18 protein-coding genes are annotated in these 18,254 nt (G+C 73.4%); 12 read left to right on the plus strand and 6 right to left on the minus strand.

What is annotated here, in order from left to right; translation table 11 throughout:
• Positions 1 to 14: 14 nt before the first annotated feature.
• Positions 15 to 677 (minus strand): response regulator, encoded by a 663-nt coding sequence (locus ACY34I_RS28790; RefSeq protein WP_148801506.1) that lies wholly within the window; start codon positions 675 to 677, stop codon positions 15 to 17.
• Positions 674 to 1,903 carry a sensor histidine kinase gene (locus ACY34I_RS28795; protein ID WP_462758180.1) on the minus strand — a complete coding sequence of 410 codons (1,230 nt, stop codon included), beginning with the start codon at positions 1,901 to 1,903 and terminating at the stop codon, positions 674 to 676. Before ACY34I_RS28795 ends, ACY34I_RS28790 begins: the two co-directional genes overlap by 4 nt.
• A gap of 157 nt (positions 1,904 to 2,060) precedes the next feature.
• Here ACY34I_RS28795 and fabG point away from each other — a divergent pair, with 157 nt between their 5' ends.
• From fabG to ACY34I_RS28815, 4 genes are all read left to right on the plus strand, one after another.
• Positions 2,061 to 2,765, plus strand: a complete 705-nt coding sequence (gene fabG, locus ACY34I_RS28800; RefSeq protein WP_462758181.1) for a 3-oxoacyl-ACP reductase FabG — start codon at positions 2,061 to 2,063, stop codon at positions 2,763 to 2,765.
• A 23-nt stretch (positions 2,766 to 2,788) separates the two neighbouring features.
• Positions 2,789 to 3,556 carry an enoyl-ACP reductase FabI gene (fabI, locus tag ACY34I_RS28805; RefSeq protein WP_148801509.1) on the plus strand — a complete coding sequence of 256 codons (768 nt, stop codon included), beginning with the start codon at positions 2,789 to 2,791 and terminating at the stop codon, positions 3,554 to 3,556.
• 111 nt (positions 3,557 to 3,667) lie between these two features.
• Complete coding sequence (locus ACY34I_RS28810; protein ID WP_462758182.1) at positions 3,668 to 4,699, plus strand: ferrochelatase; 1,032 nt, start codon at positions 3,668 to 3,670, stop codon at positions 4,697 to 4,699.
• Positions 4,648 to 5,514: an HAD-IIA family hydrolase gene (locus ACY34I_RS28815; RefSeq protein WP_462758183.1), complete on the plus strand. Its 867-nt coding sequence runs from the start codon at positions 4,648 to 4,650 to the stop codon at positions 5,512 to 5,514. The genes ACY34I_RS28810 and ACY34I_RS28815 overlap by 52 nt, the downstream gene beginning before the upstream one ends.
• Before the next feature lie 33 nt (positions 5,515 to 5,547).
• Here ACY34I_RS28815 and ACY34I_RS28820 read toward each other — a convergent pair whose 3' ends face one another.
• Positions 5,548 to 6,342, minus strand: a complete 795-nt coding sequence (locus ACY34I_RS28820) for a hypothetical protein (RefSeq protein ID WP_148801512.1) — start codon at positions 6,340 to 6,342, stop codon at positions 5,548 to 5,550.
• A 171-nt stretch (positions 6,343 to 6,513) separates the two neighbouring features.
• Here ACY34I_RS28820 and ACY34I_RS28825 point away from each other — a divergent pair, with 171 nt between their 5' ends.
• Together ACY34I_RS28825 and ACY34I_RS28830 are read left to right on the plus strand one after the other, a co-directional pair.
• Positions 6,514 to 7,326, plus strand: a complete 813-nt coding sequence (locus ACY34I_RS28825; RefSeq protein ID WP_462758184.1) for a DUF3097 domain-containing protein — start codon at positions 6,514 to 6,516, stop codon at positions 7,324 to 7,326.
• A 305-nt stretch (positions 7,327 to 7,631) separates the two neighbouring features.
• Positions 7,632 to 9,155, plus strand: a complete 1,524-nt coding sequence (locus ACY34I_RS28830; protein ID WP_462758185.1) for a serine hydrolase domain-containing protein — start codon at positions 7,632 to 7,634, stop codon at positions 9,153 to 9,155.
• 12 nt (positions 9,156 to 9,167) lie between these two features.
• On the opposite strand, the gene ACY34I_RS28835 is transcribed toward ACY34I_RS28830, so the two are convergent.
• On the minus strand, positions 9,168 to 10,481 hold the full coding sequence (locus ACY34I_RS28835) for a serine hydrolase domain-containing protein (RefSeq protein WP_462758186.1): 1,314 nt from the start codon (positions 10,479 to 10,481) through the stop codon (positions 9,168 to 9,170).
• A 91-nt stretch (positions 10,482 to 10,572) separates the two neighbouring features.
• Between ACY34I_RS28835 and ACY34I_RS28840 the strand changes: the two genes are divergently transcribed.
• From ACY34I_RS28840 to ACY34I_RS28855, 4 genes are all read left to right on the plus strand, one after another.
• A complete protein-coding gene (locus ACY34I_RS28840) occupies positions 10,573 to 11,046 on the plus strand; it encodes an NfeD family protein (RefSeq protein WP_462758187.1) in 474 nt (157 codons plus the stop codon).
• Between the two features lie 5 nt (positions 11,047 to 11,051).
• Entirely contained in the window at positions 11,052 to 12,158 is a 1,107-nt protein-coding gene (locus ACY34I_RS28845) for an SPFH domain-containing protein (RefSeq protein WP_148801517.1), read from the plus strand.
• Positions 12,159 to 12,307: 149 nt separating this feature from the next.
• Positions 12,308 to 13,132: a hypothetical protein gene (locus ACY34I_RS28850; RefSeq protein ID WP_462758188.1), complete on the plus strand. Its 825-nt coding sequence runs from the start codon at positions 12,308 to 12,310 to the stop codon at positions 13,130 to 13,132.
• Between the two features lie 171 nt (positions 13,133 to 13,303).
• The gene (locus ACY34I_RS28855; protein ID WP_462758189.1) at positions 13,304 to 15,508 is read left to right on the plus strand and encodes a transglycosylase domain-containing protein; all 2,205 of its coding nucleotides are present in this window, start codon (positions 13,304 to 13,306) and stop codon (positions 15,506 to 15,508) included.
• A 41-nt stretch (positions 15,509 to 15,549) separates the two neighbouring features.
• Here ACY34I_RS28855 and ACY34I_RS28860 read toward each other — a convergent pair whose 3' ends face one another.
• The gene (locus tag ACY34I_RS28860; RefSeq protein WP_462758190.1) at positions 15,550 to 15,978 is read right to left on the minus strand and encodes a GNAT family N-acetyltransferase; all 429 of its coding nucleotides are present in this window, start codon (positions 15,976 to 15,978) and stop codon (positions 15,550 to 15,552) included.
• 18 nt (positions 15,979 to 15,996) lie between these two features.
• A complete protein-coding gene (locus ACY34I_RS28865) occupies positions 15,997 to 16,599 on the minus strand; it encodes a dTMP kinase (RefSeq protein WP_462758191.1) in 603 nt (200 codons plus the stop codon).
• 129 nt (positions 16,600 to 16,728) lie between these two features.
• Between ACY34I_RS28865 and ACY34I_RS28870 the strand changes: the two genes are divergently transcribed.
• Positions 16,729 to 17,286 (plus strand): dihydrofolate reductase family protein, encoded by a 558-nt coding sequence (locus tag ACY34I_RS28870; RefSeq protein ID WP_462758192.1) that lies wholly within the window; start codon positions 16,729 to 16,731, stop codon positions 17,284 to 17,286.
• 58 nt (positions 17,287 to 17,344) lie between these two features.
• Entirely contained in the window at positions 17,345 to 18,205 is an 861-nt protein-coding gene (locus tag ACY34I_RS28875; RefSeq protein ID WP_462758193.1) for a TrmH family RNA methyltransferase, read from the plus strand.
• The last annotated feature ends 49 nt before the right edge of the window (positions 18,206 to 18,254 follow it).

Below are 18,254 nucleotides of genomic sequence, written 5' to 3' on the forward strand. Positions count from 1 at the left end.
GTGCTACCGGGGAGCTACTCGCCGGCGGCCACCAGACCCGTCTCGTAGGCCAGCACGACGGCCTGGGCGCGGTCGCGGAGCTGGAGCTTGGCCAGGATCCGCCCGACATGCGTCTTCACGGTCTGCTCGGCGACCACGAGGTCCGCGGCGATCTCCGTGTTGGAGCGGCCCCGGGCGATCAGCCGGAGCACGTCGGTCTCCCGGGGGGTCAGCGCGGCCAGGTCGGTCGGGCGGGGCCGGCGCCGGCCGGGGCGGGCGGCGAACTCGGCGATCAGCCGCCGGGTCACCGACGGGGCGAGCAGCGCGTCGCCGGCCGCCACCACCCGGACGGCGTGCACCAGGTCGGCGGCGGGGGCGTCCTTGAGCAGGAAGCCGCTCGCCCCGGCGCGCAGCGCCTCGTAGACGTAGTCGTCCAGGTCGAAGGTGGTCAGGATGAGCACCCGGGGGCGGTCGGTCCGGCGGTCGCCGAGCAGTTGGCGGGTGGCGGCGAGCCCGTCCAGCACCGGCATCCGCACGTCCATCAGCACCACGTCCGGGTCCAGCCGGCGGGACGCCTCGACCGCCGCCGCGCCGTCCGCGGCGTCCCCGACGACGAGCAGGTCCGGCTGGGCGGCCAGCAGCGCGCCGAAGCCCTGCCGGACCATCGCCTGGTCGTCCGCGATCAGCACCCGGATCATCCGCCTGCACCCTCCGTGTCGTACGGCAACTCCGCGACGACGGTGTACCCGCCGCCGGGGACCGGCCCGGCGGCGAACGTACCGCCCAGCGCGAGGGCCCGTTCCCGCATCCCGGTCAGCCCGTGTCCGGCGCCCCGCTCGGCCACCCTCGGCCCGCCGGTGCCGGCGGTGTTCTCCACGCGTACGGCCAGGGCGTGGGGATCGGGGCGGACGGTGACCCGCACCGCGGCGCCGGCGGCGTGCCGGGCGGCGTTCGCCAGCCCCTCCTGCACGATCCGGTACGCGGCCAGCCCGATCGGCGTCGGCGTCCCGGCGGCGGGTGCCGGGCTGTCCAGGGTGACTGCGAGGCCGGCCCGCCGGGCGGCCTCCACCATGGCCGGCAGGTCCGCCAGGCCGGGCTGGGGCGTGGTCTCCGGGCCTGTTGTCTCGCTGCGCAGCACACCCAGCAGGCGGCGCATGTCGGTCAACGCCTCCCGGGCCGAACCGGCGACGGCGGCGAACTCGGCCCGGGCCGGCTCCGGCAGGTCGCCGAGCCGGTAGGGCGCGGTCTCCGCCTGCACGGCGATCATCGACATGTGGTGGGCCACCACGTCGTGCATCTCGCGGGCGATCCGGGTGCGCTCCTCCAGCACCGCCCGGCGCTCCTTCTCCCGCTCGCTGAGTTCGGTCTGCTCGGCCAGGGCGCGGCGGCCGGCGCGGTTGCCGCGGACCAGGTCGCCGAGCACCAGCAGGGCCACGACCAGCACCACCACGCCGGCCCGGTGGCTGGGCCGGACCAGGTCGAGGACCGGCACCATGGTGATCAGGCCGACCCAGACCAGCACCGGCCGGTCCACCCGGGCCGCCACCACCGCCAGCACGAGCAGCGACCCGAGCACCAGGACCGGGTTCCACGGCCAGGCCTGGCCGGGCGGCGCGTTGAAGGTGCAGGTGAGCAGGGCCACGATGGTGAGCCGCCAGGCGAGCAGCGGACGCCGGGGCAGCGCGAGCAGCGGCGCGACGGTCAGCGCCGCGAACAGGATCGCCACCACCCCGGGCAGCCGTCGGTCGGTCTCCCAGGCCAGGGTGGCGGCGAACAGGCCGACCACGGCGAGCAGGCCGGCGGGTCGTGCGTACCGAGCCATCCGGGGCCAGCGCTGCACCGGCAGCCGGGCGGGCGGGAAGTCCGGCCCCGCGACGGTCCGCCGCAGCGCCTGCCAGGCGGCCCGGACAGGGTGCTTCTCCATCAGCGGCAGCGTACGGGTAGCCCCGGTCACCGTCGTCCCACCAGGGGGTGAGCCACCGCGTCGTACCCCGGTGTGACCTGGCCGCGTTAGCGCTTACCTGCCGGTAACCCCTAGGCTCGCCAGCGATTGGGAGATCAGCTGAGCAGAGGGGGAAACCGTGGCCCGTACCGTGCTGGTGACCGGCGGGAACCGGGGGATCGGCCTGGCCATCGCGCAGGCCTTCGCCAAGCAGGGCGACCGGGTGGCGGTGACCCACCGCAGCGGCGACGCTCCCGCCGGCCTGTTCGGCGTGAAGTGCGACGTCACCGACGCCGAGTCGGTGGACGCCGCGTTCGCCGCCGTCGAGGCCGAGCTCGGCCCGGTCGAGGTGCTGGTCGCCAACGCCGGCATCACCGACGACACCCTGATCATGCGGATGTCCGAGGAGCAGTTCACCCGGGTGCTCGACACCAACCTGACCGGCGCGTTCCGCTGCGCCAAGCGGGCCTCGACCAAGATGCTCCGGGCCAAGTGGGGTCGGATGATCTTCATCTCCTCGGTGGTCGGCCTCTCCGGCGGCGCCGGCCAGGTCAACTACGCGGCCAGCAAGGCGGGCCTGGTCGGCGTGGCCCGTTCGATCACCCGCGAGCTGGGCAGCCGCAACATCACCGCGAATGTGGTGGCGCCCGGCTTCATCGACACCGACATGACCGCCGTGCTGCCCGAGGAGCGCAAGGCGGAGATCCACAAGTCGATCCCAGCCGGCCGGATGGCCAGCCCGGAGGAGGTGGCCGGGGTCGTCACCTGGCTCGCCTCGGACGCGGCCGCGTACGTCACCGGCGCCGTCATCCCGGTCGACGGCGGCCTGGGCATGGGTCACTGAGCAGAGCACGGAGGAATTGCGCAATGTCCGGACTTCTGGCCGGTAAGCGGCTGCTGGTCACCGGCGTCATCACTGACGCCTCGATCGCCTTCTCGGTGGCGAAGCTCGCCCAGGAGAACGGCGCCCAGGTCGTGCTCACCGGCTACGGCCGGCTCTCCCTGGTCGAGCGGATCGCCAAGCGGCTGCCCGAGCCGGCGCCGGTGATCGAGTTGGACGTGACCAACGCCGAGCACCTGGCCGGCCTCGCGGACAAGGTGCGCGAGCACGTCGACGGCCTCGACGGGGTGGTGCACTCGATCGGCTTCGCCCCGCAGAGCTGCCTCGGCGGCGGGTTCCTCGACGCGCCGTGGGAGGACGTGGCCACCGCGATGCACGTCTCGACCTACTCGTACAAGTCCCTGGCCATGGCGGCGCTGCCGCTGATGTCGGCGGGCGGCGCGGTGGTCGGCCTCACCTTCGACGCCACCAAGGCGTGGCCGGTGTACGACTGGATGGGCGTGGCCAAGGCCGGGCTGGAGTCCGCCTCCCGCTACCTGGCGCTGCACCTGGGCAAGCGGGGCATCCGCAGCAACCTGGTCGCCGCCGGCCCGCTGCGCACCATCGCCGCCAAGTCGATCCCCGGCTTCGAGCAGTTCGAGGAGGCCTGGGCCGAGCGGGCCCCGCTGGGCTGGAACCTCACCGACCAGGAGCCGGCCGCCCGGGCCTGCCTGGCGCTGCTGTCGGACTGGTTCCCGGCCACCACCGGCGAGATCGTCCACGTCGACGGCGGCTACCACGCGCTCGGCGCCTGAGCCGCGAGGCGGGGCCCCTGCTTGACGTTCCGGCGGAGGAGGGGCCCCGGTCCAACGCCCCGACCCGGGGTGGTCGCGGGGCCGTCACGGCTGTCGGGGGAGAATGGGCGCATGGCGTACGACGCGTTGGTGCTGGTCTCCTTCGGCGGCCCGGAGCGGCCCGAGGACGTGCTGCCCTTCCTGCAGAACGTCACCCGGGGGCGGGGCGTGCCGCCGGAGCGGCTCGCCGAGGTCGCCGAGCACTACCTGCACTTCGGCGGGGTGTCCCCGATCAACCAGCAGTGCCGGGACCTGCTCGCGGCGATCCGCGCGGACTTCGCCGCCAACGGCGTCGACCTGCCGGTCTACTGGGGCAACCGCAACTGGGACCCGATGCTCGCCGACACCGTGGCGCGGATGCGCGACGACGGGATCAAGCGGGCCCTCGCCTTCGTCACCAGCGCGTACGGCGGCTACTCGTCCTGCCGCCAGTACCAGGAGGACATCGTCGCCGCCCGCGCCGCAGTCGGCCCGGACGCCCCGCTGATCGAGAAGCTGCGCCAGTTCTGGGACCACCCCGGCTTCGTCGAGCCGCACGCCGACGCGGTACGCGCGGCGCTGGCCCAGCTCGACCCGGCCAAGCGGGACACCACCCGGCTGGTGTTCACCGCGCACTCCATCCCGGTCTCGGCCGCCGCCACCGCCGGCCCGCACGGCGGCCGGTACACCGCCCAGCTCGAGGAGACGGCCCGGCTGGTGCACGCCGCCGCCGCGCCGGACCTGCCGTACGACCTGGTCTGGCAGAGCCGCTCCGGGCCGCCGCAGGTGCCGTGGCTGGAGCCGGACATCAACGACCACCTGGCCGCCCTCGCCGAGCAGGGCGTGACCGGCGTGGTGGTCAGCCCGATCGGGTTCGTCTCCGACCACCTGGAGGTGGTGTGGGATCTGGACACCGAGGCGCTGGAGACGGCCAAGCAGCTCGGCCTGGACTTCGTCCGCGCCGCCACCCCGGGCACCGACCCGCGCTTCGTGGCGATGGTCCGCGAGCTGGTCGGAGAACGCACCGCCCCGGCCGGCGAGCGGCCCGTCCGGCGCCTCGGCGAGCTGCCCATGTGGGATACCTGCCCGGCGCTGTGCTGCGTGCCCCCGGCCCGCCGGCCCTGAGCCCGACCGACCTCCGACACCCCTGGGGACGACAGATGCATGATCGCAAGCCGGTGCAGAGCTGGCTCACCGACATGGACGGCGTGCTGGTGCACGAGGGCCAGCCGGTGCCCGGTGCGCCCGAGTTCATCAAGAAGCTGCGCGCCTCCGGCAAGCCGTTCCTGGTGCTGACCAACAACTCGATCTACACCCCGCGCGACCTGCAGGCCCGGCTGGCCCGGATGGGGCTCGACGTGCCGGAGGAGGCGATCTGGTCGTCCGCGCTGGCCACCGCCCAGTTCCTGGCCGACCAGCGGCCGGGCGGCACCGCGTACGCGATCGGTGAGGCCGGGCTGACCACGGCCCTGCACGCGGTCGGTTACGTGCTCAGCGACTTCGCCCCGGACTACGTGGTGCTCGGCGAGACCCGCACCTACAGCTTCGAGGCGATCACCAAGGCGATCCGGCTGATCAACGACGGGGCACGGTTCATCTGCACCAACCCGGACGCGACCGGCCCGTCCGTCGAGGGCGCGCTGCCGGCCGCCGGCTCGGTGGCCGCGATGATCTCCAAGGCGACCGGGGTGGAGCCGTACTTCGTCGGCAAGCCCAACCCGATGATGATGCGCTCGGCGTTGAACACCATCGACGCGCACTCGGAGAGCACCGCGATGATCGGTGACCGGATGGACACCGACATCCTCTGCGGCCTGGAGGCGGGGCTGGAGACGATCCTGGTGCTCACCGGGATCAGCTCGCGGACCGAGGCGGAACGCTACCCGTACCGGCCGTCCCGGATCGTCGACTCGGTCGCCGACCTGATCGACGAGGTCTGAGCGCAGCGGGCCCGGCCGGCCCACGGCCCGCGGTCAGGGGCGCAGCGGGGCGTTGCAGGCGGCCACCAGCGCCTGCCGGCAGGCGGTGGTCAGCGGGCGCAGCGCGGCGTCCCGCTGCTGCGCCTCGTAGGTGTTCACCGCCCCGCCCGGGGCGCTCTCCCCGGCGAGAGCCAGCACCCGGTCCAGCACCGCGGCACGGGCGAAGAGCCGGCGGGCCCGCGGGTCGAACCCGGGCGGCAGGTCGGTCGCGCCGTCGGGGCGGCGCAGCGCCGCGAGGGCGCCGGCCAGTTCCGGTCGCCACTGGGCCACGTCGAGCCGGGTGAGCGCGGCGGTCGTCTCGGCGAGCGCGACCGCCAGCTCGGCCTCGGCCTCGGCCGCGCCGGGCACCGCGAGGGACGCCTTCGGCGCGTCCGCCGGCAGCGGGTACACCCGCCACAGCACCGTCTCCCACGTCATCCCGGATCCGGAGGTGTGGCTGCGCACCTCCGGGACCAGCCCGAGCCCGCTGGCCACCACCGCCTCGCCGGCGAGCAGCGCCGCGCCGGCGAAGTCGCCGGGACCGGGCAGCCCGCGCGGGTCGCCCGGGGCGGGCAGCACCAGCCGGATCTCGTCCGGGGAGAGCTTCGCCAGGCTGGGCAGCGCCTCCCGCAGGGACACGTCGGTCCAGGTGCCGGGGGCGTCGGCGACCAAGTGCTCCTCGTCGCCGGCGATCGCGTCGGCTACCTCGTCGAACGGCACCAGGCCGGCCCGCCAGGCGCGTACCCAGGCAACGAACCGGCTCGACCGGCGCGGAGCCAGGGTGGCCGCGCCCGTTGCGGGGGAGGACATGCCGAAAGGGTACGTGTTCCCCGCCGCCCCTGTCTCGACTGCCGCTCCGGTGGCGTGACCTGCCCCCAACTGCCCGCTTCGCCCGGTTCTTCGCCGGCGCCGGCCGTCGCCGAGCGGTCGGGGCGGCGCGTCGGCGGGCGGCGCGCCGGGGCGGCGATTAGCGTGATCGACATGGCGGGGCGATACGGCGAGGACGTGCTGGCGGGGGACTGGCGGCGGCGGAAGGTCACCCCGGAGGTGGACGCCGAACCGGAACTGGTCGTCGAGGACGCCGACTCGGGGTTCTGCGGCGCGGTGGTCGGCTTCGAGTCCGGCGCGGTGGTGCTGGAGGACCGGCACGGCCGGCGGCGCAACTTCCCGCTGCTCCCGGCCGCGTTCCTGCTCGACGGCCGGCCGGTCACCCTGCGCCGGCCGGTACGCGCCCCGGTGCCCGCCGCCCGCCGGCGGACCGCCTCCGGCTCGATCGCGGTCGACAACGTCCGGGCGCAGGTCGCCAAGGCCAGCCGGATCTGGGTCGAGGGGGTGCACGACGCGGCCCTGGTCGAGCGGATCTGGGGCGACGACCTGCGGATTGAGGGCGTGGTGGTGGAGCCGCTGGACGGCATCGACGCCCTGGCCGCCGAGGTGCGCGCCTTCGACCCCGGCCCGGGTCGCCGGCTCGGCGTGCTCGTCGACCACCTCGTGCCGGGTTCCAAGGAGAGCCGGATCGTGGCGGCCGTGACCTCGCCGCACGTGCTGGTCACCGGCCACCCGTACGTGGACGTGTGGCAGGCGGTGAAGCCGAAGGCGCTGGGCATCCCGGCCTGGCCGGTGGTGCCGCCGGGGCGGCCCTGGAAGGAGGGGGTCTGCGCGGCCCTCGGGGTGGCCGAGCCGGCGGACATGTGGCGGCACATCCTGTCCCGGGTGGACAGCTTTGCCGACGTGGAGACGCCGCTGATCAACGCGATGGAGCGGTTGATCGATTTCGTGACCGCGCCTGCGTAGTGGTTGCGCTTGTGGGCCGGGGGCGACGTTGCCCGGCTCCGGGCGGTCAGGCTTGATCCCTCCGCCTGGGCACGGTCGCCCCGACCCGTCGTGCGTCGGCTGCGTGGTTCGGTTCCGGTAGCCCTGAGGGCAGCGGTGACCGGCGAGCGATCTTGGCGGGAGTGCCCTTCCCGCCCCGGATCGCGGCGGCGGTCGGTGGCTGGACCTGACGAAGGTCAGTGCGGGAAGCTGCCGATCGGCTCCTGTGGCGAGGCTGTTCGGATTCGTAGCGTGGCCGTCGCTGACTGAGACGACGGGAGCGCATTGTGCGGTACGACAGGTGGATGCGGCTGGCGGGAATGGTGATGGCGGGCACGGGGCTGGCCGTGGCCGCTGCGCCCGGCCCGGCAGCCGCGGGCGGACGGCAGCTCGACACCGCGGAGATCCAACGGGTCGTAGCGGATTTCGCACACCGGGCCGGGTATCTGGGGATCGCCGTCGCGGTCGTTCGCGACGGTCGGGTCGTGCATGTGGGCGGATACGGGCATGACTCGTCGGGGGCCGCGGTGACCGCTGCCACGCCGATGCCGATCGCCTCCGTGAGCAAGTCGTTCACCGCGCTGGCCGTGATGCAGCTGGTGGAGGCCGGAAAGATTGCGCTGGACGCACCTGCGCGGCGATATCTCCCGAACTTCCAGCTCGCCGATCCGCGCGGAGCGGAGATCACCGTACGCGAGCTGCTGAACCACACCTCGGGCATCACCGACCGTACGCTCGCCGAGAAGAGTCTGCCGCAGCCGGACTCGCTCGCCGACGCGGTGCTGCGGGCCCGGTCGGCGACGCTGGCCACTGGCCCCGGCACGAAGTACGCCTACACGAACACGAACTATCACCTTGCCGGCCGGCTGGTCGAGGTCGTGTCCGGTGAGCCGTTCGCCGCCTACCTGCACGATCACGTCTTCGCGCCGCTCGGCATGACCGACACCACGAGCATCGACCAGACCCCACGGGACCTGCCACCGCAGGTCCGTGCGGGCTACGTGTACGCGTACGGCGTGACCGTGCCAGCGACCGAGCCAAAGCGTTTCGTCGCCGGCTCCGACGGCGTCATCACCACCGCGCACGACATGGCCCGCTGGCTGATCATGCAGGGGCGCGGCGGCGTGTCCGCCGACGGTACCCGCCTCGTCTCGGCCGCGAGCGTCGCCGCGATGCACACGCCCAGCAGCCCTGGATCGACCTACGGCATCGGCTGGGAGCGGGACGAGCGCGGCTGGGTGCGCCACAACGGCGTCTGGTTCACCCACACGGCGAGCCAGCTGCTGCTGCCCTCCGGCTATGGCATCGCCGTGGTCGGGAACAGCGGCCTGGGCCTGGGCAACGAGGGCACCGACCAGCTCGCCGACTCGCTGGCGCAGCTCGTCACCGGCGGCGGGCGGCCGCCGGTGCCCGCTCCGGTCCGGCTGGTTACCGACCTCGTTCTGGCCGGGCTGACCCTGCTCAGCGTCGCGCTCGGTGTCCGGGGGCTGCGGCGTACGGGTGTGTGGCTGGCGAAGGCTGGTCGCCGGCCGCTGTGGCTGACGGTTCTCCGGCTGCTGCCCCGGCTCGTGCCGGTGCTGCTGCTGGTGAACCTGCCGGACCTGCTCGGGCTGGTGTACGCCGGCGGACGGGACATCACCTTCGGACAGCTGTGCTACGCCGCCCTGCCGTTGGTGTTGTGGTCGGCCGTCGCCGCTGCGATGAATGGTGGCGTGCTGGCGGCCCGGGTGGTGGCGTTGATCCGGCTGCGGCGTCCAGCCAGCGTTGCCACCGTCACCGGGACGCCGTCGATGCAGGTCGCGGCAGGATAGCTCCGGGGCGGGTCAGGGCTCCTGGTCGGGAGTGCGGGTGAAGACGAAGGTGGCCAGGTCCAGGGCGACCGGGCGGCCGGCCTCGTCGCGGATCACAGTGAGGATCTCGCCGTCCTGCGGACCGGAGCGACCCCGCCAGCGGTCCGGGCCCTCGGCGGTGAACCGGAGCACCGGCCGCCCGACCGGCCCGGCCAGCAGGTCGCCGGTCGGGTCGGGGCGGAACTCGTACTCCAGACCCATCCACCACCAGCGGCCGGTCAGCTCGGCCAGTCCCGCCGCGGGCTCCGGGGCCGGGAGCCACGGGGTGGGCGGGGTCGGCTCGGCGTCCAGCACCAGGGTGAGCACCTCGCGGGCGAGGCCGACCACGTGGTGGCCGCGGCTGAGGCCGTACGCGTTGGCGAAGTCGACCACGGCGGCCCGGCCGGGCCGGTGCACCGCGAGGCCGGCGACGTACCCGGGCATCGAGCCGCCGTGCCCCACGTACACCCGGTCGCCGACCCGGTAGAGCTCCAGGCCGAGGCCGTGCCCGCCGGTCCAGGAGTCCAGGTCGCTGATCACCACGGGCGCGCACATCTCGGTGAGGGTGGCCGGCGCGAGCACGTCCGGGGCCGGGTCGGCCAGGAACGCCGCCCACCGGCCCAGGTCCGCCACCGTCGACCAGAGCTGGCCGGCGGGGGCCATGGCGTCGGTGTCGGTGCGGGGCTCCTCGCGGAGGGTGTCGTGCCAGGGGTGGACCACGTAGCCCCGGGCGTACGGCTCGGTCGGGTGGTAGGTGGTGCGCCGCATGCCCAGCGGTTCGAGGATCCGCTCGCGGAGCAGGTCGGCCCATGGGGTCCCGGTGATCCGCTCCAGCACCCCGCCGAGCAGCCCGTACGCCAGGTTCGAATAGTGGTAGACCCGGTGCGGCGGGTGAGCGATCTTCTCCGGCGTCAGCCCGGCGAGCAGGGTGGCCAGGTCGGCGCCCGCGGCCCGCTCCCACCACTGCCCGTCCGGCTCGCGCTGCAGCCCGCTGGCGTGCCCGAGCAGTTGGCGCAGGGTGAGCGCGCCCACCGGGGTGCCCGGCAGGTGCCGCTCCAGCGGGTCGTCCAGGGCCAGCCTGCCGGCATCGCGCTGTTGCATGACCAGCACGGCGGTCATGGTCTTGCTGATCGACCCGATTCGGTACTGCAGGTCCCCGTCGGGGCGGGGCTGCTCGCCGGCGACCGCGAGGTGGGCGAGCGCGCCGTCCCGGATCACCCCGAGGGCGAGGGAGGGTGCGCGCCCCTCGGCCTGGGCCCGCGCGACCAGCGCGTCCACCTGTCGGGCGGTCTCCGGCAGCAGAGCCATGGTGGGTCCTCCTCGTCGCGGTTCGGCGGTGCCGAGCTTAGGAGATGATCTCGGGTCGTTGCCGCGTGCGTCGACGTGTCACGATCGTGGGGTGGACGCCGTGTTCTGGATCGTGTTGGGTGTGTTGCTGGCGGTCGCCGAGATCTTCACGACGACGCTGTTCCTGATCATGTTCGCGGCGGGGGCGTTCGCTGCCGCCGGCGCTGCCGCCCTCGGTGCCCCGGTCGCGCTCCAGGCGCTGGTCTTCGCCGTGGTCTCCGCGCTCTGCGTGGCGGTGGTCCGGCCGGTGATCCGGCGGCACGCCCGCCCGGCGCTGGAGAGCGGCGAGCAGCCGTTCGGCATCGAGGCGCTCGAGGGGGCTACGGCCCTGGTGCTGGAGCCGGTGACGGCCGATCGGGGGCTAGTCAAGATCGACGGTGAGCTGTGGAGCGCCCGGGCGTACGACGCGACGCGGAGCTACGCCGCCGGTGAGCGGGTGCAGGTGATAAAGGTCCAGGGCGCCATCGCCCTGGTCTGGCAGGACGACATTTCCACCCCGGGCGGGTTGCCCGAAGCGAAAAGGTGAAGGGTATGGAGTTTGCCGCGATCGTGTTGATCGCTGTAGCGGTGATCGTCGTGGTGACGCTGGTGAAGGCGGTGCGGGTCGTGCCCCAGCAGCGCCAGGACGTGGTGGAGCGCCTGGGGAAATACAAGCGGACCCTGAACCCGGGGCTGAACCTGCTGGTGCCGTACATCGACAAGGTGCGTACCAAGGTCGACATGCGGGAGCAGGTGGTCAGCTTCCCGCCGCAGCCGGTGATCACCTCGGACAACCTGGTCGTCTCGATCGACACCGTGCTCTACTTCAAGGTGGTCGACTCGGTCCGGGCCACCTACGAGATCTCCAACTTCCTCCAGGCCATCGAGCAGCTGACCGTCACCACGCTGCGCAACGTGATCGGTTCGCTGGACCTGGAGCGGGCGCTGACCAGCCGCGAGGAGATCAACCGGCACCTCTCCGGCGTGCTCGACGAGACCACCGGCCGCTGGGGCATCAAGGTCACCCGGGTCGAGATCAAGGCGATCGAGCCGCCGCCGAGCATCCGCGACTCGATGGAGAAGCAGATGCGCGCCGAGCGGGACCGCCGGGCCGCGATCCTCAACGCCGAGGGCCTCAAGCAGTCGCAGATCCTCACCGCCGAGGGTGAGAAGCAGGCCGCGGTGCTGCGCGCCGACGGTGACCGGCAGGCCCGGATCCTCCAGGCGGAGGGCCAGGCCAAGGCGATCCGTACCGTCTTCGACGCGATCCACCAGGCCAACCCGAGCCAGAAGGTGCTCGCCTACCAGTACCTCCAGGCGCTGCCGCAGATCGCCAACGGCTCGGCCAACAAGGTCTGGATCGTCCCCGCCGAGCTGACCAAGGCCCTGGAGGGGATGGGCGGCGCGCTGGGCGGGCTGGCCAACATGGTCGGCGACGTGCCGTCGCCGGAGGCCAGCAAGGGCGCCGGCGAGGTGGAGCGCGAGGCCGCCGAGGCCGCGCAGGCCGCCGCGACCGCCGCCCAGGAGATCCACAACGAGGTACGCGTCGCCGAGGCGCAGGCCACCGGCGGCAAGGGCCCGCAGGGGCTGCCGGCCCCCGAGCCGGTCTCCCCGGAGAGCCTGCTCAACGACCCCTCGGACCAGCGCGAACGGGGCTGATCCGGACGGCCGTCCGCCCCGGACGGCAAATGCGAGAAAGCCTCATGCGGCGCCCCGGTGCCTGCCACGATCGGTCTGAGGACGGGTGGTGAGCAGGACCGGGGCGCCGTACGCGTCCCGCGCCGCCCGTGGGCGGAGCGAGGTGAGGCATGAAGGATCCGGCGAACAGGCTGTTCTCCAAGGACCTCTTCTCCAAGGAGCTGTTCTCCAAGGACCAGTTCCCCGGCGCGCACGATCCCGCCGGACCGCTCGGCACCCGGCGTACCGGGGGCGGGTTCGGGGTGCTGCCGTTCGTCTCCGAGCCGGGGCCGGCCGCCCCCGCCACCAACGCGAGCTGGGCCTGGTCCGTACGCCGGTTCGCCCGCGCGGCGGTCTGGCTGCTGCCCGCGTACGCGATCCTCTACGGCCTGGTGGCGATGGCCAGCGACGGCGGGGTGGGCAACGACCCCTACCCGGCCGACGGCAACCCGCTCTACCTGGTGGGCTGGGTGGCCGCGGTCTGGCTGGGGCTGCTCGCCCTGCTGGCCCTCACCGGCCTGCTGGCGGCCACCCGGTGCCGGCGGATCGCCGCGGCCGGGCTGCTGGTGAGCATCGCCGGCACGGTGCTGATGCTGCCCTTCGCCGGGATGGCCCAGGAGGCGCCCGTCTTCGGCACCACCGCGCGCACCCTCGTCCTGTTCGGCGCCACCTGCTACAGCGTGGGCTGGTTCCTCACCGGCTGGTCGGTCGCCCGGTCCGGGATGTTCTCCTACGGCGACGGGATCATGCTGATGATCGCCGCCCCGCTGCTCGGCCTGGCCGGCGCGCTGATCGGCTCGTTGCAGACCTTCGGTGCGATCTTCGCGCTGGTCTCCGGGATCGGCATCGGCTACCGCTCCGGCCGCCTGGTGCCCGCCGCCATCGCCCGCGACGCACTCGCCGCCAGCGCCCTCGCCACCCCCACCACCCCCACCAACCCCACCCGGCCCACCTGACGGCGGCGTGCCCAGCGGCGATCATGAGGTTGGCGGCGGTCCGCGAGATCCACATCGCCGCCAACCTCATGATCAACCGGGTGCCGACGTGGCTGGGAGGTCGCCGTGAGGTAACTGACAGTTGCCTGGCGGGGTGGCCGGATAGCGGTGTTTGCGGCAATCCTGGGGGCCATGCCGTCTCCCCGGTCGCCGCTGTCGCGCCTGTTCACCGTGCTCCTCGCCGGCGTCCTCGCCGGGCTCGTCGTCGCGGTCGCCGCCCTGCCCGGCAACCTGCTCGGCGGGTTCGTCACCAAGTCGGTGCTGGGCGCGTACGCGCAACTGCCCGACGCGCTGCGTACCCCCGCGCAGCCGCAGCGCTCCTACCTCTACGCCAACGACGGCAAGACGCTGATCACGACGTTCTACGACGTCAACCGCACCGACGTCCCGCTGGCGGAGATCGCCCCGGTGATGCGCCAGGCGATCGTGGCCGCCGAGGACCGCCGGTTCTACTCCCACGGCGGCGCCGACCTGCGCGGCATGGTCCGCGCCCTGGTCGCCAACGTCAAGGGCGGCGGCACCGAGCAGGGCGGTTCCACGCTGACCATGCAGTACGTCCGCAACGTGCTCAAGACCGACCCGACCCGCACGGCCGAGGAGCGGCAGGCGGCCACCGAGCAGACCGTCGGGCGCAAGCTCCAGGAGATCCGGTACGCGTCCGCGCTGGAGAAGACCCTCAGCAAGGACGAGATCCTCAACCGCTACCTCAACATCGCCTACTTCGGCTCCGGCGCGTACGGCGTCGCCGCGGCCAGCCAGCGCTACTTCGGCAAGGCGCCGGCCGACCTGACCCTGGGCGAGGCGGCCCTGCTCGCCGGCCTGGTCCAGTCGCCCGACGAGTACAGCCCGATCGACGGGAACAAGGACAAGGCGCTCCAGCGCCGCGCGTACGTGCTCGACTCGATGGTGGCGACCCACGCGATCACCGCGCAGCAGGCCGCCGCGGCCAAGGCGGAGCCGCTCACCCTGCACCCGACCGCCCAGCCCAACGGCTGCACGGCGGGCGCCCAGGGCCACGACGACTGGGGCTTCTTCTGCGACTACCTGCGCCAGTGGTGGCTGACCCAGCCGGCCTTCGGCAACACCGTCAAGGAGCGCGAGCAGGCGCTGCGCCGCGGCGGCTACACGGTCGTCACCACGCTGGACCCGAAGATCCAGGCGACCGCGCAGCAGCAGGCCACCAAGGTCTACGGCTACGACAACAAGCGCGCCCTGCCGATCGCGGCGGTCGAGCCGGGCACCGGCCGGGTGCTGGCCATGGCGGTCAACCGGCACTACAGCCTGGCCGACAACCCGGCCGGGCAGACCAACTACCCGAACACCGTCAACCCGCTGATCTCCGGCGGCGCCAGCGTCGACGGCTACCAGGCCGGGTCGACCTTCAAGCTGTTCACCATGCTCGCCGCGCTGGAGGCCGGCAAGCCGCTCGCCACCGGCTTCGACGCCCCGGCCAAGCTGCCCACCCGGTACGCCTCCGACGCCGACGGCAACTGCGACGGCAAGTGGTGCCCGGCCAACGCCAACCCGCAGTGGATGGACGGCTACCGGATGATGTGGGACGGCTTCGGCCGCTCCGTGAACACGTACTTCGTCTGGCTGGCCGAGCAGGTCGGCGAGGACAAGGTGGTGGAGATGGCGCAGCGGCTCGGCATCACCTTCCGGGCCGACTCCGACGCCGCCTTCGCCAAGGACAACGCGGCCAACTGGGGCGCGTTCACCCTGGGCGTCGCCGCCACCACCCCGCTCGACCTGGCCAACGCGTACGCCACCGTGGCCGCCGAGGGGACGTACTGCTCCCCGCTGCCGGTCACCTCGGTGACCGCGGCCAACGGCGAGAAGGTCGACGTCGGCCAGCCGTCCTGCAAGAAGGTCCTGGAACCGGACATCGCCCGGGCCGCCACCGACGCCGCCCGCTGCCCGGTCGGCCAGCAGTCCGCGTACGGGCAGTGCAACGGTGGCACCGCCACCGGGGTGAACGGGATCGTCGGCCGGCCGGTCGCCGGCAAGACCGGTAGCTCCGAGCAGAACGCCACCGAGACCTTCGTCGGGTTCACCCCGCAGGTCGCCGTCGCCGGCATCGCGGCCAACCCCGACGACTCGACCGACCTGGTCGGCTCGGCGGTGCAGGCGAAGGTGATCGACGCGGTGGCCCGGGTGATCCGGACCGCGGTGAACGGTAAGCCGGTGAAGGACTTCACCGCGCCGAGCCAGGACCTGGCCGGCGACCCGCAGCGCCCCCAGCCGCAGCCGACCCCGCAGCCGCAGCAGCGACAGCAGCAGGACCGCGGCCTCCCGCAGGACCTCCTGCGCTGGCTCCAGAACCGCGGCCGCGGCTGAGGTCAGGAAGGGAGCGTTGACCGGCGGCCCCTCCTTACCGCTCAGCCCGCTCCGGCGGGGCGGTGGGGGCCGACGTGGAACATGCCGGTCATCTCGTCGTGGACGGCGTAGCCGAAGCGCCGGTACAGGCTGATCGACTCGCTGGTGGCGAACAGACCGACGAAGGTGCGGGACGAGGCCCGGCCAGCGATCCACTCCTCCAGCCGGCCGAGGATCGCCGCGCCCACGCCGCGCCGCTGCCGCTCCGGCACCACGGCGAGGTCCTGCAGGTAGTAGTAGATCGCGCCGTCGCCGATCAGCCGGCCGATCCCGATCACCCGGTCGCCCTCGACCGCCACCACCCCGTGCAGCGAGGCGGCCAGCGAGGCCGGGATCGCCGCCGGGTCGTACGCCTCGTTCCAGCCGACGGCGGTGGTGACGTCGACGAACTCCTCGACCGTGGGCAGCCGGTCGACCAGGTGGTACTCCACCTTCGGAACTTAGCCCGGTCAGCGCCGGAGCAGGGGCGACACCACGCGGTCCAGCGCCGCGGCCACCTCGTCTAGGTCGCCGTCGCCGTCGACCACCACGAACGACCCGAACTCGGGCAGCGCCCGGTAGGCGGCGTCCAGCGCGCGCAGGTGCGCCAACTCCTCCGTGTCGATGCCGCGGGCCAGGACCCGTCGCCGGGCCACCTCCGGCGAGGTCGCCAGGAAGCAGACGACGGTGGGTCGGGGAAAGATGGCGTAGCAGGCCCGGACCGCCCGCCGTCCCCGGTCGCCGCGGGCCGCCATGATCACGTACTGGCACCAGGTCCACCGGTCGAGCACCGCCGTCCGCCCGGTCAGCCGGCTGACCAGCAGCGTGCGGGCCATCGCGACCGCGCGGACGGTCGCCTCCAATGCCGGATAGAGGGTACGGCCGAACAGCGCCACCCCGTCCGGCCGGCCGAGCGCCCGGGCGAGCCGGTTCCACAGCGGCCGCCCGCCCGCGTTCTCGAAGTACGTCGCCGGCACGCCCCCGGCGGTCAGCCGGCGGACCAGGGCCCGGGCCTGGGTGCTCTTGCCGGAGCCGTCGACACCGACCAGGGCGATCATCACGGGGTTGGCCACGGGTCGGCACGGTAGCCGCCGGCCGCAAATTCGGCGAAAAGAAATCCGCGCGGGTGTCGGATCCCGTGCGGCGGCTCCGACTCACCGGTGAGCGCGCCCGCCGGGGCGCGACCGAGCAGGAGGACACCAATGCGCAAGCTCGTCTACTGGGTGCACCAGTCCGTCGACGGCTTCATCGAGGGCCCGAACGGCGAATTCGACTGGCCGGTCATGGGGCCGGAGATCTCGGCGTACTCCTTGGAGCTGTGCGACCGGGCCGACGCCTTCCTCTACGGCCGCAAGGTGTGGGGGATGATGTCGTGGTACTGGCCGCGGGCGGAGCAGATCTCCCAGGACCCGCACAACCTGGGGTTCGCCCCGATCTGGCGGCGTACCCCGAAGATCGTCATCTCCCGGACCCTGGAGAGCGCCGAGTACGACGCCCGGGTGATCGGCCGCGACCTCGCCGCCGAGGTCGCCGAGCTGAAGGCCCGGCCCGGCAGGGAACTGCTGCTGACCGGCGGCTCCGGTGCCGCGGCCGCGCTGACCGCGCTGGGCCTGATCGACGAGTACCAGGTGGTGGTGCACCCGGTGGTGCTCGGCGGTGGCACGCCGGTCTTCCCGGACAAGGACCGGCTCGACCTGCGGCTGGTGGAGACCCGGGGCTTCGACGGTCGGTCGGTGCTGCTGCGCTACGTGCGGGCGTGAGGTGGGTGGGGCGGCCCCGGGCCGCCCACCACCCGGCGGTGGCCGGCCGCCCGGCCCGGTGCCCGGGACCCGGCGGCCGGCCAGGCAGAATCGTCGGGTGCCCGTCCACGAGATCACCGACCCCGACGACGACCGGATCGCCGACTACCGCGCGCTGACCGACGTGGAGCTGCGTACCCGCTGGGAGCCCCCGCACGGCCTGTTCATCGCCGAGGGGGAGCTGGTGCTGCGGCGGGCGCTGCGGGCCGGCTACCCGGCCCGGTCGTACCTGGTCGACGCCAAGCGGGTCGACCAGCTCGCCGACCTCGACATCGGGGACGCCCCCGTGTACGCGGCCACCCCCGAGGTGCTCCAGCGGGCCACCGGCTTCCACGTGCACCGAGGGGTGCTCGCCTCGTTCCACCGCAAGCCGCTGCCCGCCGCCGCCGAGGTGCTGGCCGCCGCCCGCCGGGTGGTGATCCTGGAGGACGTCAACAACCACACCAACCTCGGCGCGATTTTCCGGGGGGCCGCCGCGCTCGGCGTCGACGCGGTGCTGCTGTCGCCGTCCTGCGCCGACCCGCTCTACCGGCGCAGCGTGCGGGTCAGCATGGGGGAGGTCTTCGCGGTGCCGTACGCCAAGCTCGAACGCTGGCCCGCGGGTTTGGACCAGGTGCGGGAAGCGGGCTTCACCGTGCTTGCCATGACGCCGGCTCCGGACGCCGTGCCGATCCAGCGGGTGGCTCCGGCGCAGCGCGAGCGGGCGGCGCTGCTGCTGGGAGCCGAGGGCCCCGGCCTCACTGCGGCGGCCCAGTCCGCCAGCGACGTACGGGTGGTCATCCCGATGCGGCGCGGAGTGGACTCGTTGAACGTGGCCGCCGCTGCGGCGGTGGCGTTCTGGGAACTGGGTCGCGACGACCCACCGTTCGGCATCGGGTAGCCCCTGCCGGCGTCGAGCACTTCTGTTTGCATGATGATGCGGGGTGGTG

Source organism: Micromonospora sp. RTBAU3-60, from assembly GCF_054963695.1.